This window comes from Bartonella bacilliformis Ver097, assembly GCF_000709795.1.
GTDB classification, from domain to species: Bacteria; Pseudomonadota; Alphaproteobacteria; order Rhizobiales; family Rhizobiaceae; genus Bartonella; species Bartonella bacilliformis_A.
The window spans coordinates 77,068-90,040 of record NZ_KL503803.1 but is presented as its reverse complement, the minus strand read 5'-3'; the positions used below and the strand labels follow the sequence as shown (position 1 = coordinate 90,040).

Annotated in this window: 13 protein-coding genes; 2 read left to right on the top strand and 11 right to left on the bottom strand. The window is 38.2% G+C overall.

Annotated features, from left to right (window positions below; all coding sequences use genetic code 11):
- Positions 1-2: 2 nt before the first annotated feature.
- The 4 genes from ribB to H710_RS02485 form a co-directional block, all read right to left on the bottom strand.
- Positions 3-1,115 carry a 3,4-dihydroxy-2-butanone-4-phosphate synthase gene (gene ribB, locus H710_RS02500; RefSeq protein ID WP_041849285.1) on the bottom strand — a complete coding sequence of 371 codons (1,113 nt, stop codon included), beginning with the start codon at positions 1,113-1,115 and terminating at the stop codon, positions 3-5.
- Between the two features lie 3 nt (positions 1,116-1,118).
- Positions 1,119-2,222, bottom strand: a complete 1,104-nt coding sequence (aroC, locus tag H710_RS02495) for a chorismate synthase (RefSeq protein WP_041849284.1) — start codon at positions 2,220-2,222, stop codon at positions 1,119-1,121.
- Between the two features lie 142 nt (positions 2,223-2,364).
- Positions 2,365-3,183, bottom strand: coding sequence for an enoyl-ACP reductase FabI (fabI, locus tag H710_RS02490; protein ID WP_041849283.1), 819 nt, complete (start codon positions 3,181-3,183; stop codon positions 2,365-2,367).
- Between the two features lie 134 nt (positions 3,184-3,317).
- A complete protein-coding gene (locus H710_RS02485; RefSeq protein ID WP_041849282.1) occupies positions 3,318-4,217 on the bottom strand; it encodes a DnaJ C-terminal domain-containing protein in 900 nt (299 codons plus the stop codon).
- A gap of 302 nt (positions 4,218-4,519) precedes the next feature.
- On the opposite strand from H710_RS02485, the gene pdxH reads away from it, so the two are divergent.
- Positions 4,520-5,143: a pyridoxamine 5'-phosphate oxidase gene (pdxH, locus tag H710_RS02480; RefSeq protein WP_041849498.1), complete on the top strand. Its 624-nt coding sequence runs from the start codon at positions 4,520-4,522 to the stop codon at positions 5,141-5,143.
- A gap of 84 nt (positions 5,144-5,227) precedes the next feature.
- On the opposite strand, the gene ubiA is transcribed toward pdxH, so the two are convergent.
- Entirely contained in the window at positions 5,228-6,232 is a 1,005-nt protein-coding gene (ubiA, locus tag H710_RS02475) for a 4-hydroxybenzoate octaprenyltransferase (RefSeq protein WP_041849497.1), read from the bottom strand.
- Between the two features lie 91 nt (positions 6,233-6,323).
- Here ubiA and purD point away from each other — a divergent pair, with 91 nt between their 5' ends.
- Entirely contained in the window at positions 6,324-7,598 is a 1,275-nt protein-coding gene (gene purD, locus H710_RS02470) for a phosphoribosylamine--glycine ligase (RefSeq protein ID WP_041849281.1), read from the top strand.
- Positions 7,599-7,867: 269 nt separating this feature from the next.
- Here the strand turns inward: purD and H710_RS02465 are convergent, their stop codons facing one another.
- The 6 genes from H710_RS02465 to H710_RS02440 all read right to left on the bottom strand — a co-directional run bounded on the left by H710_RS02465 (position 7,868) and on the right by H710_RS02440 (position 12,966).
- A complete protein-coding gene (locus H710_RS02465) occupies positions 7,868-8,398 on the bottom strand; it encodes a DUF6101 family protein (protein WP_041849280.1) in 531 nt (176 codons plus the stop codon).
- A 149-nt stretch (positions 8,399-8,547) separates the two neighbouring features.
- The gene (locus H710_RS02460) at positions 8,548-9,957 is read right to left on the bottom strand and encodes an FAD-binding oxidoreductase (RefSeq protein ID WP_041849279.1); all 1,410 of its coding nucleotides are present in this window, start codon (positions 9,955-9,957) and stop codon (positions 8,548-8,550) included.
- 2 nt (positions 9,958-9,959) lie between these two features.
- A complete protein-coding gene (locus H710_RS02455) occupies positions 9,960-10,922 on the bottom strand; it encodes an L-threonylcarbamoyladenylate synthase (RefSeq protein ID WP_041849278.1) in 963 nt (320 codons plus the stop codon).
- Between the two features lie 12 nt (positions 10,923-10,934).
- Complete coding sequence (locus H710_RS02450; RefSeq protein ID WP_041849277.1) at positions 10,935-11,588, bottom strand: ribonuclease HII; 654 nt, start codon at positions 11,586-11,588, stop codon at positions 10,935-10,937.
- 281 nt (positions 11,589-11,869) lie between these two features.
- Positions 11,870-12,781 (bottom strand): 4-(cytidine 5'-diphospho)-2-C-methyl-D-erythritol kinase, encoded by a 912-nt coding sequence (locus H710_RS02445; RefSeq protein ID WP_041849276.1) that lies wholly within the window; start codon positions 12,779-12,781, stop codon positions 11,870-11,872.
- The gene (locus H710_RS02440) at positions 12,778-12,966 is read right to left on the bottom strand and encodes a hypothetical protein (RefSeq protein ID WP_041849275.1); all 189 of its coding nucleotides are present in this window, start codon (positions 12,964-12,966) and stop codon (positions 12,778-12,780) included. Before H710_RS02440 ends, H710_RS02445 begins: the two co-directional genes overlap by 4 nt.
- Positions 12,967-12,973 lie beyond the last annotated feature (7 nt).

The window sequence follows — 12,973 nt, the reverse complement described above, 5'->3', positions numbered from 1 at the left end:
CCTCACAAGATATCTGTTCTGGATATACGAATTCCAAAACTTTCTAAATCAGCAGAATAACTCTCTTTAGACTCATAAACAATAACAGAACTAATTCTTAAATGTTTTAAAATTTGTGCTCCTAAACCAATTTTGTGCCATTCTTCTTCACGTTCAATAGCTTCATCATGATTTTCTAAACTTTTCATTGTTACGTCCTGATCAAAAATAACTGATTGAGAACCAATACCAACAGATCCTTCGCGTAAATAAACAAAAACGCCACGTTTCTCTTTTTCCATCATGCGCTGCATAATAACCTTTATATCAGGCGATAAACCAAAAACATCATTCAAAATATTTTCGTGATGAAGATGCACAGGAATATCTTTACCATCACGAATATCACCAAAAACAATCGCAATATGTTGAATTGTTTTCCAAGGAACTTGATAACTGTGAACGACAGCAGAACCTACAGACGTTTCAACCTGCACAGTCCCAACATGTTTAATAAGGATTTCTTCACGCTGACGATAAGCAATAAGATCAGCAACCGTTATAATATGCAACCGATTATCTTGTGCAAATTTTGTAATCTCATCTCCATGTTTAACGCTGCCATCATCATTAACCAACTCGCCTATAACGCCAACAGGTGGCAAACCGGCTATTTTACATAAATCAACAGCTGCCTCAGTATGGCCTGAACGCATAAGAACACCACCTTTATGCGCAACTAAAGGGAAAACATGCCCTGGACGTACAAAATCATTGGCATTAGCATTTGGATTAGCAAGATTACGAACAGCCAATGTGCGATCGTGCGCTGAAATACCTGTTGTTATTCCATGTTTAAAATCAACAGTAACAGTAAATTTTGTATGCTGCGGTGAATTATTCACTAACACCATAGGAGAAAGATCAAACCTTTGTGCTTCTTCTTTTGGCATAGGTGCACAAATAATACCCGATGTATGGCGAATCATAAATGCCATCTTTTCTTCCGTACAATGAACAGCAGCAACTATCAAATCACCTTCATTTTCACGGCCATCATCATCCGTAACTACAACAATTTCACCGCGTCCAAAAGCTTGAATAGCAGAAACAATTTTTTTCTGGTTATAAGCCATCATTCACCCCTTAATACAACCACCCACTTGACCACGATGCCTCAAATAATGATCAGCAATAGCACAAGCAACCATCGCCTCACCAACAGGGACAGCACGAATCCCAACACATGGATCATGGCGCCCCTTTGTCATAACATTCACATCATTACCCTCAATATCAATGGAACGACTGGAAGTTAAAATTGACGAAGTAGGTTTAACAGCAAAACGTGCAACAATCGGCTGTCCATTTGATATCCCACCTAAAATTCCCCCAGCATGATTGGACAAAAAAACTGGTTTTCCATCACTTCCCATTCGCATTTCATCGGTATTTTCTTTGCCTGTTAGGTGAGCTGCAGCAAAACCATCACCAATTTCAACACCCTTAACAGCATTAATGGACATTAAGAATGATGCAATATCTTGATCAAGTTTTGCATAAATTGGTGCGCCCAAACCAGCTGGAACATTTTCCGCAACAATTTCAACAATAGCCCCCACTGATGAACCAGTTTTACATAACTGACTTATATAATCAGCAAAAACACACGCTGCTTGTGCATCAGGTGAAAAAAAAGGATTTTTATCGACTTCTGACCAATCCCATCGGTCACGATCGATATTATGAGGACCAATCGCCGTCACAGCTCCCCGTACAATTAAACCAGGAACAATTTTGCGTGCAAGAGCACCTGCTGCAACACGCACCGCTGTTTCACGCGCTGAAGCACGTCCTCCACCACGATAATCACGAATGCCATACTTAACACTGTAAGTATAATCCGCATGCCCTGGACGATACTGATGCATGATAGCGCAATAATCTTCAGAGTGATGATCCACATTTCGAATGAACATCGAAATCGGCGTACCCGTTGTTATTAATGTTTTTCCATCATCCTGAGAAACGACTCCTGAGAGAATTTCTACTTGATCTAATTCTCGTCGCTGTGTTGTATACACTGAATGCCCTGGCCTACGTTTATTAAGATATGCTTGAATTTCTGTAAGAGTAAAAGTAATGCCTGGAGGACAGCCATCAATGACACAACCAAGAGCAGCCCCATGACTTTCTCCCCATGTTGTAACACGAAACAAATGACCAAATGTATTATGCGACATGGAAAAAGATCCGTTTCTTCTTCAAATGCACGCAACGACAATGCACAGTAAGTTGCGCACAATACACTCTCATCGCAAAGTGCCTAATTGTTTCAACTTTAATCAAATTGGCGTTAACAGATAAAATCTTATGAACCAAGACCTATTCTTTGACAACAGAAATATCTGGTGCATCAACAGCCTTCATACCGATAACATGATATCCCGAATCGACATGATGAATCTCACCTGTAACAGAACGAGATAAATCTGAAAGAAAGTAAAGAGCAGAATCACCTACCTCTTCGATTGTTACAGTACGGCGTAAAGGAGCATTATATTCATTCCATTTTAGAATATAACGGAAATCACCAATACCTGAAGCCGCTAGTGTTTTTATGGGCCCCGCAGATACAGCGTTAACACGAATATTTTTTGGACCTAAGTCAACAGCTAAATATTTTACGCTCGCTTCAAGAGCAGCTTTCGCAATACCCATGACATTATAATTAGGGACAACCTTTTCTGCACCGTAATAGGTTAGCGTTAAAATAGAACCACCATCAAGCATCAGTTTTTCTGCGCGCTGCGTAAGAGCCGTCAACGAATAAACGGAAATATTCATGGTCATCATAAAATTAGACTCACTAATATCAACGTAACGACCGCTTAACTCATCTTTATCAGAAAAACCGATAGCATGAACTAAAAAATCAAGCTTACCCCATTTTTTTTCTATTTTACTAAAAACTTCATCAATCGATGCACTATCGGAAACATCGCAATGACCGCAAACAAAGCCCCCCAATTCTGCAGCCAAAGGCTCAACACGCCTCTTCATTGCCTCCCCCTGATAGGTAAAAGCAAGCTCTGCTCCTGCCGCACTCGCTGCCTTAGCTATCCCCCAAGCAATAGAGCGATTATTGGCTAGCCCCAAAATTAAGCCACGCTTTCCACACAATAAACCATTACTACTCACCATTAGCACTGCCTCATTGCTACTTGAAATCAATATCATTTATCTGCCTATGGCACAGGTTCACTTTTTCTTCAAGCAATTGCTTCAAAAGCAAATTGAAACTGTACTTTTACACAATCAAAATTGACTCCAAAAAATTAATCTTTTTGCATTTGAAAAAACTGTTCCAATGCAGCATCTCCACCTTCTGGTAACATGATACGAACATGCACATAAAGATCATCTCTCTCTCCATTTTTTAAACGAAGCCCCCTGCCCTTAAGCCGTAAAACACGATCAGAACTTGACCATGCAGGAATTGTCAAAACAACGCGCCCTTCCAAAGTCTCAACTTCTTCTTTTGCTCCTAAAACAGCATGCTTAAGCGGAATCGGTAAATCTAGATGCAATGCCCGTCCTTCAACCCGTAAACGAGGATGTTTCTGAACACGAATGCTTACCAAAGCATCTCCCGCTTGCCCATACGCAACCTCTTCTCCTTGACCTTTTAAACGAATAGTTTGTCCATCTTCAACATAGGCTGGTAATTTAATTTTCAACTTTTTCCCATTAGGAAAAACCGCTTCTACTTTATCTGAACTAACCATCTGTTCCAATGTTATTGAAAGACTGGTACGAATGTGAGCTCCTTGTTGAGGCTGACTATATGCAGAATCGGAAAAGCTTGTTCCTTTTCCAAATAAATCGCGAAAAACATCGCTTGCATCAAAACCTGCATTTCCTGAAAAGCCAAAATCAAATCCCCTCGCTCCTCCTGCAAAAGGATTTTGCCTATTTCTAAAATTTCCTCCAGCATTATAAGCTTGATGAAGCGGTTTGCCCTCTGCATCAATTTCACCACGATCAAATTGTGCTTTTTTAACTGTATCACCTATAATTTCATAAGCTTGATTAATTTCAGAAAATTTTTCTTTAGCTTTTACATCATCCACATTATGATCTGGATGATACCTTTTTGCTAATTTTCTAAATGCAGATTTAATCTCTTGCGGTTTTGCAGTGCGCTCTACACCCAAAACCGTGTAGGGATTACGCATATTGCCCTCTTTTCATTTTTAAAATATCAGCTCAATAATTTACTAAACATCTTCCATAGCTTCATTAAACTATTCAATAGAATAATTTTCTCTATATATGTCTATAAAAAGCAAAAATACCAGATAAAATAGATATTTTATGCTCAGTAACAGTTATTGTATCCTATATTAAAGATAAATATGACTGAAAAAATCTTATAAAAAAGTATGACATTTTTATTTTTTGAAATAAAAAACAATAATCTTATTTTACAAAAAAATTAAAGCCTTCTTCACTCATGTTAACTAAATTCGAATCTATGATGAGTAATAAAATACAAACAGACGATGATTTTACGCAAACGCAGAATCCTTTTACACTTTTTGCAAGTTGGCTTGAAGAAGCAACAATAAATGAAATCAATGATCCCAATGCGATGGCACTTGCAACAGTCGATGAAACAGGCTTACCTAATGTGCGTATGGTGCTCCTTAAAAGTTTTAATTCTACAGGCTTTGTCTTCTATACCAATTATGAAAGTTGTAAAGGACAAGAAATTTTGAAATCAATGAAAGCATCTTTAGTTTTTCATTGGAAATCACTGCGTCGTCAAATCAGGATTAGAGGCTTTGTTGAACAAGTCAGCCCTGAAGAAGCTGACGCATACTTCCAATCGCGACCACATGGCAGCCAAATCGGAGCGTGGGCATCCAAACAATCTCGACTATTGGAAGATCGTTTTGTTCTCGAAAGAGAAGTTTCGAGATACACTGCAAACTATGCAATAGGCAGTGTCCCACGCCCACCCTACTGGTCTGGCTTCCGTATTAAACCTCTTTTCATCGAATTTTGGCGCGATCGCCCATCTCGCTTGCATGATCGCTTGCTCTTTACACGAGATTTCCTTGAACAAAATAATTGGAAAAAGCAAAGACTTTACCCATAATCTTGCAATTCTTTTCAATCTTTACCTTTATATCTTCTCTTAAGTATTAAGCAATATAATACCTTATTTCTTCCTGTAATTTTTCTAAATAGCAGGGGAAAGTATCATCCAAGCGCCGCCGCATACCAAACCAGCAAAGATGAAAAAACCAACAAACGAATTAGATTTAAAAAGCTTTAAGCATTGCTCACTATTATCTATATCAATGGTTTTAATTTGAATAAACATATGGGCACCCGCGCAAAATAGCCCCAAAAAGCTTATAATGGGAACCTTTGCCAAATAAAATGCCAAACTAACCAGCATTAAAAAACCACTATACAAAAGTACCAGCGCACGTTTAGTGCTTTTTTCAAAGAGGCGCGCCGTAGAACGTACACCAACAATCGCGTCATCCTTTCTATCTTGATGAGCATAAATTGTATCATATCCAATCGTCCATAAGATGGATCCTGCGTAAAGTGCGATTGGTGCCCAACTCAACCGCCCGTAAATAACTGCCCATCCCATTAATGCACCCCAATTAAATGCAATACCTAAAAAAAATTGTGGCCAATCTGTTATACGCTTCATAAAAGGATAAAACGCAACCGCTATTAATGATGAAATCCCTAAATAAAAACTAAACATATTAAACTGCAATAAAACACCCAAACCCACGAAACACTGCACCAATATAAAAACTTTTGCCTGAAACCGACTTATTTGACCAGCTGGCAAAGGCCGAAAGCGTGTTCGTTCTATCTGAGAGTCAATTTCATGATCGACAAGATCATTCCAAGTACAGCCTGCTCCTCTCATAGCTATGGAACCTAAAAAGAAAAGAAAAAGATACCAAATCCAATGAATCATTACCGATAAAAAAGGCTGTTGGGATATTTCATAAGAAAGAAGAGCCATAGTTGTTGACCAAAAACAAGGCCACATTAACAATTTCCATCCAATAGGTCTATCCCAACGAGCTAATTGGGCATAAAGCCACAGAGAAGAAGGAAGAAAAGAGTAGACCCATTGTTTAGAGGATGCATCCATAACTCTTCCCTGATTTTCACAGGATTGAATTTGTGTAATATTTTTACTTTTTTTCATCAAATGGTCGTACCTTTGATCTTGTGATAAAAGCATTTTATTCTTATGACAAAAAAATTCAATTTAATTATCTCTATGATAGGAGCACACAATGAACGTTCTTCTTATTGGATCAGGCGGACGAGAACATGCTTTAGCATGGAAAATAGCAGCATCACCTCTGCTTACAAAATTATATTGCGCTCCTGGAAATCCTGCAACAATAGAATTTGGTGAAAATATTGTATTAGACATTGATGATCACCTCCTTGTTATTGATTTCTGTAAAACACATTCTATTGATCTTGTCATTATTGGACCTGAAGCACCATTAATTTCCGGCATAACCGATGCCCTTAATGCAGCTGACATCTGTGCATTCGGACCCAATCAAAAAGCTGCTCAATTAGAAGGATCAAAAAGTTTCACAAAAGATCTATGCCAGAGAAATAACATCCCGACAAGCATCTATCAATGCTTTGATAATGCTTTAAAAGCTAAATCTTACATTCGTCAACAAGGCGTTCCTATTGTTATTAAAGCTGATGGCTTAGCTGCTGGAAAAGGTGTTGTTATCGCTACGACAATCAAAGAAGCTTTTGATGCTGTTGATTCCTGCTTTGAAGGTGCATTCGGTGATGCAGGGCAAAAAATTGTTATCGAAGCCTTTCTTGAAGGTGAAGAAGCCAGCTTTTTCTGTCTTTGTGATGGAAAAATCGCTATCCCCTTTGGATCAGCACAAGATCATAAACGTGTTGGCGATGGCGATATAGGAGAAAATACTGGTGGCATGGGAGCCTATTCACCAGCTCCCGTCATGACCGAGGAAATGGTTAACCGTACCCTTAAAGAAATTATTGAACCAGCTTTACGCGGTATGGCTGAAATGGAAGTTCTTTTTAAAGGCATTCTCTTTGCAGGGCTGATGATAACCTCAAAAGGTCCTAAATTGATTGAATTTAATGTACGATTCGGTGACCCTGAATGCCAAGTTTTAATGATGCGTCTTAAAGAGGACATTCTGCCATTGCTTCTTGCAGCTGCTCAAGGAAATCTTGAAAATAGGCCTATTCTGTGGTCTGAAAAAACTGCTTTAACCGTTGTTATGGCTGCGAATGGTTACCCAAATACTCCCCAAAAAGGAAGTGTCATCCGCAATGTTGACAAAGTCAATACTCTCTCTGATGTGCAAGTTTTTCACTCTGGTACAGCTTTACATAATGGAGAATTAATTGCCAACGGTGGACGCGTTTTAAATATAACTGCAATAGGAAAAACGGTTTCAAAAGCGCAAAAACGTGCCTATGAAGCTGTTGACTGTATTGATTGGCCACAAGGTTTTTTTCGTCGTGATATTGGATGGCGTGCCATTGCACGAGAAAGCTGAATTTTCTGTTTTCAAAACTAATCATTTTCCATGATAAAGATGTACTCAATCTTCTAGAGCTGTCTTCTATTCACGATCGCCCTAAAAGTAATTATATGACCAGAATAATAATTCTAGCGTTCAAACGACACAAACAATTGCAGCATACAAGAACACAGATGAGTGCTACCCCAACAAACACAGTATCTCCACACCTAAAAATGCTCAACACCTTGAGAGTGAATATATCTTCCTACATATTATGAAAAAATTTCATGCCCATAAACAGCTTACTGCAGCACATTTCGATTAGCAATGATCAAACGTAAACCTAATAAATCATGAGAACGGAGTAAAAAACCTTTTCGACTATAATGAGATGATGTTACACGAAAAAATCGACGAAAAGAAGAACGATCTTTAACAGCAACAATGCTATCATCTTCATTAATCATAAGCATAGGAAGACCGTAAAGATCTGCCCATAATCGCCAATATAGAAGAACATGCTTCAAATCTCTTGATATTAAAAGTGGAATACAAACTTCCTCACCTGAGTGAAATAACTCTAATGTGATGGCTCTCTTTCCTGAAAGCGTTTCTACTATGCGCGCTGCAATCCCCTTAAAATAAGTAATCGGCATAAAACGTGATAAGCTTGAAGGCTCATCAATTTTTATAAAAACACTTTTCTCATTTAGTGAACAAATTATTTGATTGCTATTTTTAAGTGAAAGATATGTTATCGTTTGTAACAAATGATAAGGATTTAAACGAAATTCAATCTTCTTTTTTTTCTGATCAAAACATTGATTAGCCATATGAATCTATCCCCATTTCTTTCAATAATGCACACACTTTATAACAGCCTTTCCTGATCAGATTATTAAAAGATGAGATAAAAAATTAGCTTCTTATTTGGTTACTAAACCTAAATCAAGAACATATGAAAAATATTTTCATTGTTGAATTATAATATTTTTCCAGGATTCATAATCCCTAAAGGGTCAAATATTTTCTTAATTTCCTGCATAATTTCTAGAGAAACAGATGATTTAAAAGTACGCAATTCTTGTCGTTTAAGCTGACCAACTCCATGCTCAGCAGAAAATGTACCCTGATAGCGCATAACCAAACAATGAATATGATCATTCATTTGTGACCATAATTGCAAAAAATCTTCAGGTTCAGCCCCTATAGGCTGCATAACATTATAATGAAGATTACCATCGCCCATATGACCAAAACAAACTACCCGTGCACCCAGAGCAACATTCTCAACAATTAGTGCAGCCTCAGCAATAAAATCAGGAATGAAAGAAATAGGCACCGCAATATCATGTTTAATAGATCCTCCTGCTAATTTTTGTGCAGGTGACATACTTTCACGCAATTGCCAAAAAAAATCCTGTTGTTTTAACGATCGTGCAATTACTGCATCTTCTATAACAGAATCTTTTAAAGCGGCCTTTAAAAAATCACTCAACATTGATAAGGCATCGTTATCGCTACGGGTTGATGAAATATCAATTAATACGTACCATTCATGATCATGATCAAGAGGAGAGCGAATACACATTTTATAATTTAAAGCCATTTGCAAACTGAGTTTGTTCATAAGCTCAAAACCAGTTAATGATGATCCCCCATAGCTTTGAGCAAGAGATAAAAACTCCAAAGCCTTAGCCGGACTGTGTAACCCTACAAAAGCAACTGCTTTTCCTTTCGGTTTTGGAAACATCTTTAAAACTGCTGCAGTGATAACCCCCAAAGTCCCTTCTGCACCGATAAAAAGATCTTTCAAATCATAACCGCTATTGTCTTTCCTAACAAAGCGCAAATCATCCAAAATGCGTCCATCAGGCAAAACAACTTCTAAACCAAGACAAAGATCTCGCATATTACCATAAGCTAAAACAGCTGTTCCTCCGGCATTAGATGAAAGATTTCCTCCTATTTGACACGATCCTTCCGAACCCAAAGAAAGAGGAAATAAACGCTCCACTTCGTTCGCTTTTCTTTGTAAAATCTGTAAAATAACACCGGCCTCCACTACAGCGTAATTTCCTTCAAGATTAAGAAAACGAATCTGATTCAAACGCTCCATAGACAAAATAACGCTGCATCCACTATCATCTGGCTGCTGAGCTCCTACAAGACCTGTATTCCCCCCCTGAGGTACGATTGGTGTGCGTGTTTGACTGGCCAAATGCATAATAGATGAAACCTCTTTTGTAGAAGATGGCCGTAAAAGCAATGGTGTTTTTCCATGAAAAAGACCACGATCTTCTATCAAATGCGGTGCAATCACTGCTTGATCTGTGACAGCATGCATAGGACCGACAATGTTTCTAAAACGCTCAATCAAATTCTTCTCCATTCTTATTCCCCCTTTGGAGCTGCGGCACGTATTAAACGGTCATTAATAGCCTCACCTAATCCGTAAAATGGGATAGGCTCCACTGCAATACACCTCGCCTTAAATAGATCTAGCTGTTTCATATATTGAAAAAAATTAGACGCAGCCTCTTCCAATTGACCACTTTCACTAAGGTTTAAAACATAAATAGCATTTTCAACACCAGCAATACGCTGAGTTCCAAAGGCTAAAAGAACCTCACCATTTTCTACTGTCTGCGCATTCAAACGTACTAAACTATTAGGTGCGTAATGCGATTTTAACATGCCTGGTGCTTCAATAGCAGCCCACTGATTCATCCGTTTCAAAGATTTTGCTGCGACTTTTTCAATATCTTCAGCAATTACTCCCCCTGGACGCAAGAGATAAATATTTCCATCACAAACCTTAACAATCGTTGACTCAAGCCCTATTTTTGTTGGCCCATTATCAATAATTAAAGAAACTTTTTTTCCTAAAGAGTCGAATACAGATGCAGCTGATGTGGGACTAAGATACCCTGATTGATTTGCACTAGGAGCTGCTAAAGGTCGACCAAAATATTGAACAATTTCTGCAAAACCGCCATCTGGGAAACGAACAGCAAGTGTATTTAAGCCCGCTATTGTTAAAGGATGAATATTATGATGAGGTTTTAGGGGTAAAATTAATGTTAAAGGCCCTGGCCAAAATGCTTCCATCAATCGCCGTGAAAGAGCATCAATTTCCACGTAACATTCCGCCATCGTTATGCTACTTACGTGAGCAATAAGGGGGTTAAATTGCGGCCGCCCCTTTATAGCAAAAATAGAAGCCACGGCTTTCCCGTTCGTTGCATCACCAGCTAATCCATAAACAGTTTCTGTAGGCAAAACAACCAATTGACCTTTTTTTAGGATCTCAACAGCTTCTTTTATTGAATGACTATTAAGAGGCAGAATCGTCATGAAGTATCTTCTTTATAGTGTTTTAATCGGTGCAAAACTATAACGATGTAGTCCTATAATAGGCCCATATTCAGTAATAGCTGCACGATGAGCTACTGTTGCATAACCAACATGCTTTTCTAAACCATAACCCTGATAAACTTGCCCAGCATGTTCCATCATCCGATCACGCGTCACTTTAGCAATGATGGAAGCCGCTGCAATAGAAACTGAACGCTGATCACCTTTAACTAAAGCCTTCGCTGGACATGGCAAATAAGGAGGAATATCACACCCATCAATTAATGCATAATGAACAGGAACTGCAAGCCCCATAACACAACGTCGCATTGCCTCTAAAGTTGCTTTTCTAATATTAGACTGGTCAATCGCACGGGCACAAATACTAGCGATCGAAATCGCCAACGCACTCTGTAAAATCTCACAGTAAAGTCGATTACGCATCTGAACAGACAGTTTCTTTGAATCATTTACCCCATAAAGACTATGATCTTTATTCAAAATAACTGCTGCCGTTACCACCGGCCCTGCTAAAGGCCCGCGTCCAACTTCATCAACACCTGCTATATGAAAAAAACCTTGGTTCTGCAAATCCAATTCATACGAAAAATTGGGCTGAGGGGATAAATTAGACATATTTGGTACGTTACGAATATTACGAGACATACATCTATTTTTGCATTACTCTCCATTTTCTGCAAGTACCACAGAATAAATTGCTGCTCTCAACATCTTTAATAATTCTTGAACAAATGATTGTGATAAAAATAATCATGAATCCTTCTAGACGATTAGAAGATTGATCAACGATCTTAATCGCTTTTTTAAAAATTACTAAAGCAATCCGTTTCCTTTTACTCCATATTTGATATATATAAAATTAAAGTATCAGACAGCAAAGATAAAATTTATTAATCATTACTATAAAAAAACCTTATGACATCTTACTATGGAAATCTTCCTACAGTCATGATAGATTTAACAAACCAATCGGGATGCATCGATTTGATAAAAGCAGCTGCCTTCTGCGCTGCTTGCTGATCTTTAAAAATGCCAAAACAGGTCGCGCCCGACCCAGATATACGGGAAAAAAGAGACCCACTTTCATCAAGTGTAGACAAAACCTCAGCCAATTGAGGAGAAATTTTCAATGCAGGAATAAAAAGGTCATTACGTGTTTCTTGTAAAGCTTCAACTAATGAAGAGACCGTCTTTAAAGCCACCGGGTTAATTTTTAAAGGGGGATGATTGCGCTTTTCAAAAGCATTAAAAATAGTCTGTGTTGCAATTTTTTGACCATGATTAACGAGTACTATTGCAATAGAACAAGCCTCTTCTAGCCGTGTTACATCATTGCCAATTCCTTTAACAAAAAGCGGTTGCTGATATTCCAAAGCCAAAAGACACATTGGCACATCAGCACCAAGCGCTAAACTTATTTCCGCTAATTCTTCACAAGAACAATCTAACTTCCATTGCTGACGTAATATGTTTAAAATGCTAGCAGCATCACCAGATCCACCACCAATACCCGAAGCAACAGGCAACGTTTTCATGAGCTGAAAGAAAGAAGGCTTAGCACTTTTAGGAAATGTCTTGCGCATAAAATCACGTGCACGCACAGCCAGATTAATGGAATTACAAGAAAGCCCTTTAGCAAAAGGGCCTGTCAAAATAAAGCGATCTCTTTCACAAGGTGCATAGCTCAAACAATCACCGCTGAGACTAAAATAGACCAAACTTTCTAATAAATGATAACCATCAGTACGTTGCCCTACAATATGCAAAGCCAAATTCAACTTGATGGGTGTCAATACATGAAAATACCCTTCAAGTGAATCTTGCACTGTTGATATCATTGGACGTAATATTCACCTGTATAGGGATCATGCACTAATGTTCCTTTTGTTTTTTTGATATCTGTATATAAATGAACTTTCGTAGAGTCAGCACGCTGCAATATTCGCCGTAATTGATACTTAAATAAATAGCGCACATAGAAAACAGCAATACAAATCAAACTGAACAAAATAAGCCGTATCACTTAAATC

Coding starts and splice junctions, on each gene's coding strand:
- H710_RS02465 (WP_041849280.1), bottom strand. CDS start 8,398: ATGGCTAATCAATGTTTTGATCAGAAAAAAAAGAAGATTGAATTTCGT.
- H710_RS02450 (WP_041849277.1), bottom strand. CDS start 11,588: ATGTCTCGTAATATTCGTAACGTACCAAATATGTCTAATTTATCCCCT.
- fabI (WP_041849283.1), bottom strand. CDS start 3,183: ATGGTGAGTAGTAATGGTTTATTGTGTGGAAAGCGTGGCTTAATTTTG.
- pdxH (WP_041849498.1), top strand. CDS start 4,520: ATGAGTAATAAAATACAAACAGACGATGATTTTACGCAAACGCAGAAT.
- ubiA (WP_041849497.1), bottom strand. CDS start 6,232: ATGAAAAAAAGTAAAAATATTACACAAATTCAATCCTGTGAAAATCAG.
- ribB (WP_041849285.1), bottom strand. CDS start 1,115: ATGGCTTATAACCAGAAAAAAATTGTTTCTGCTATTCAAGCTTTTGGA.
- H710_RS02460 (WP_041849279.1), bottom strand. CDS start 9,957: ATGGAGAAGAATTTGATTGAGCGTTTTAGAAACATTGTCGGTCCTATG.
- purD (WP_041849281.1), top strand. CDS start 6,324: ATGAACGTTCTTCTTATTGGATCAGGCGGACGAGAACATGCTTTAGCA.
- H710_RS02485 (WP_041849282.1), bottom strand. CDS start 4,217: ATGCGTAATCCCTACACGGTTTTGGGTGTAGAGCGCACTGCAAAACCG.
- H710_RS02455 (WP_041849278.1), bottom strand. CDS start 10,922: ATGACGATTCTGCCTCTTAATAGTCATTCAATAAAAGAAGCTGTTGAG.
- aroC (WP_041849284.1), bottom strand. CDS start 2,222: ATGTCGCATAATACATTTGGTCATTTGTTTCGTGTTACAACATGGGGA.
- H710_RS02445 (WP_041849276.1), bottom strand. CDS start 12,781: ATGATATCAACAGTGCAAGATTCACTTGAAGGGTATTTTCATGTATTG.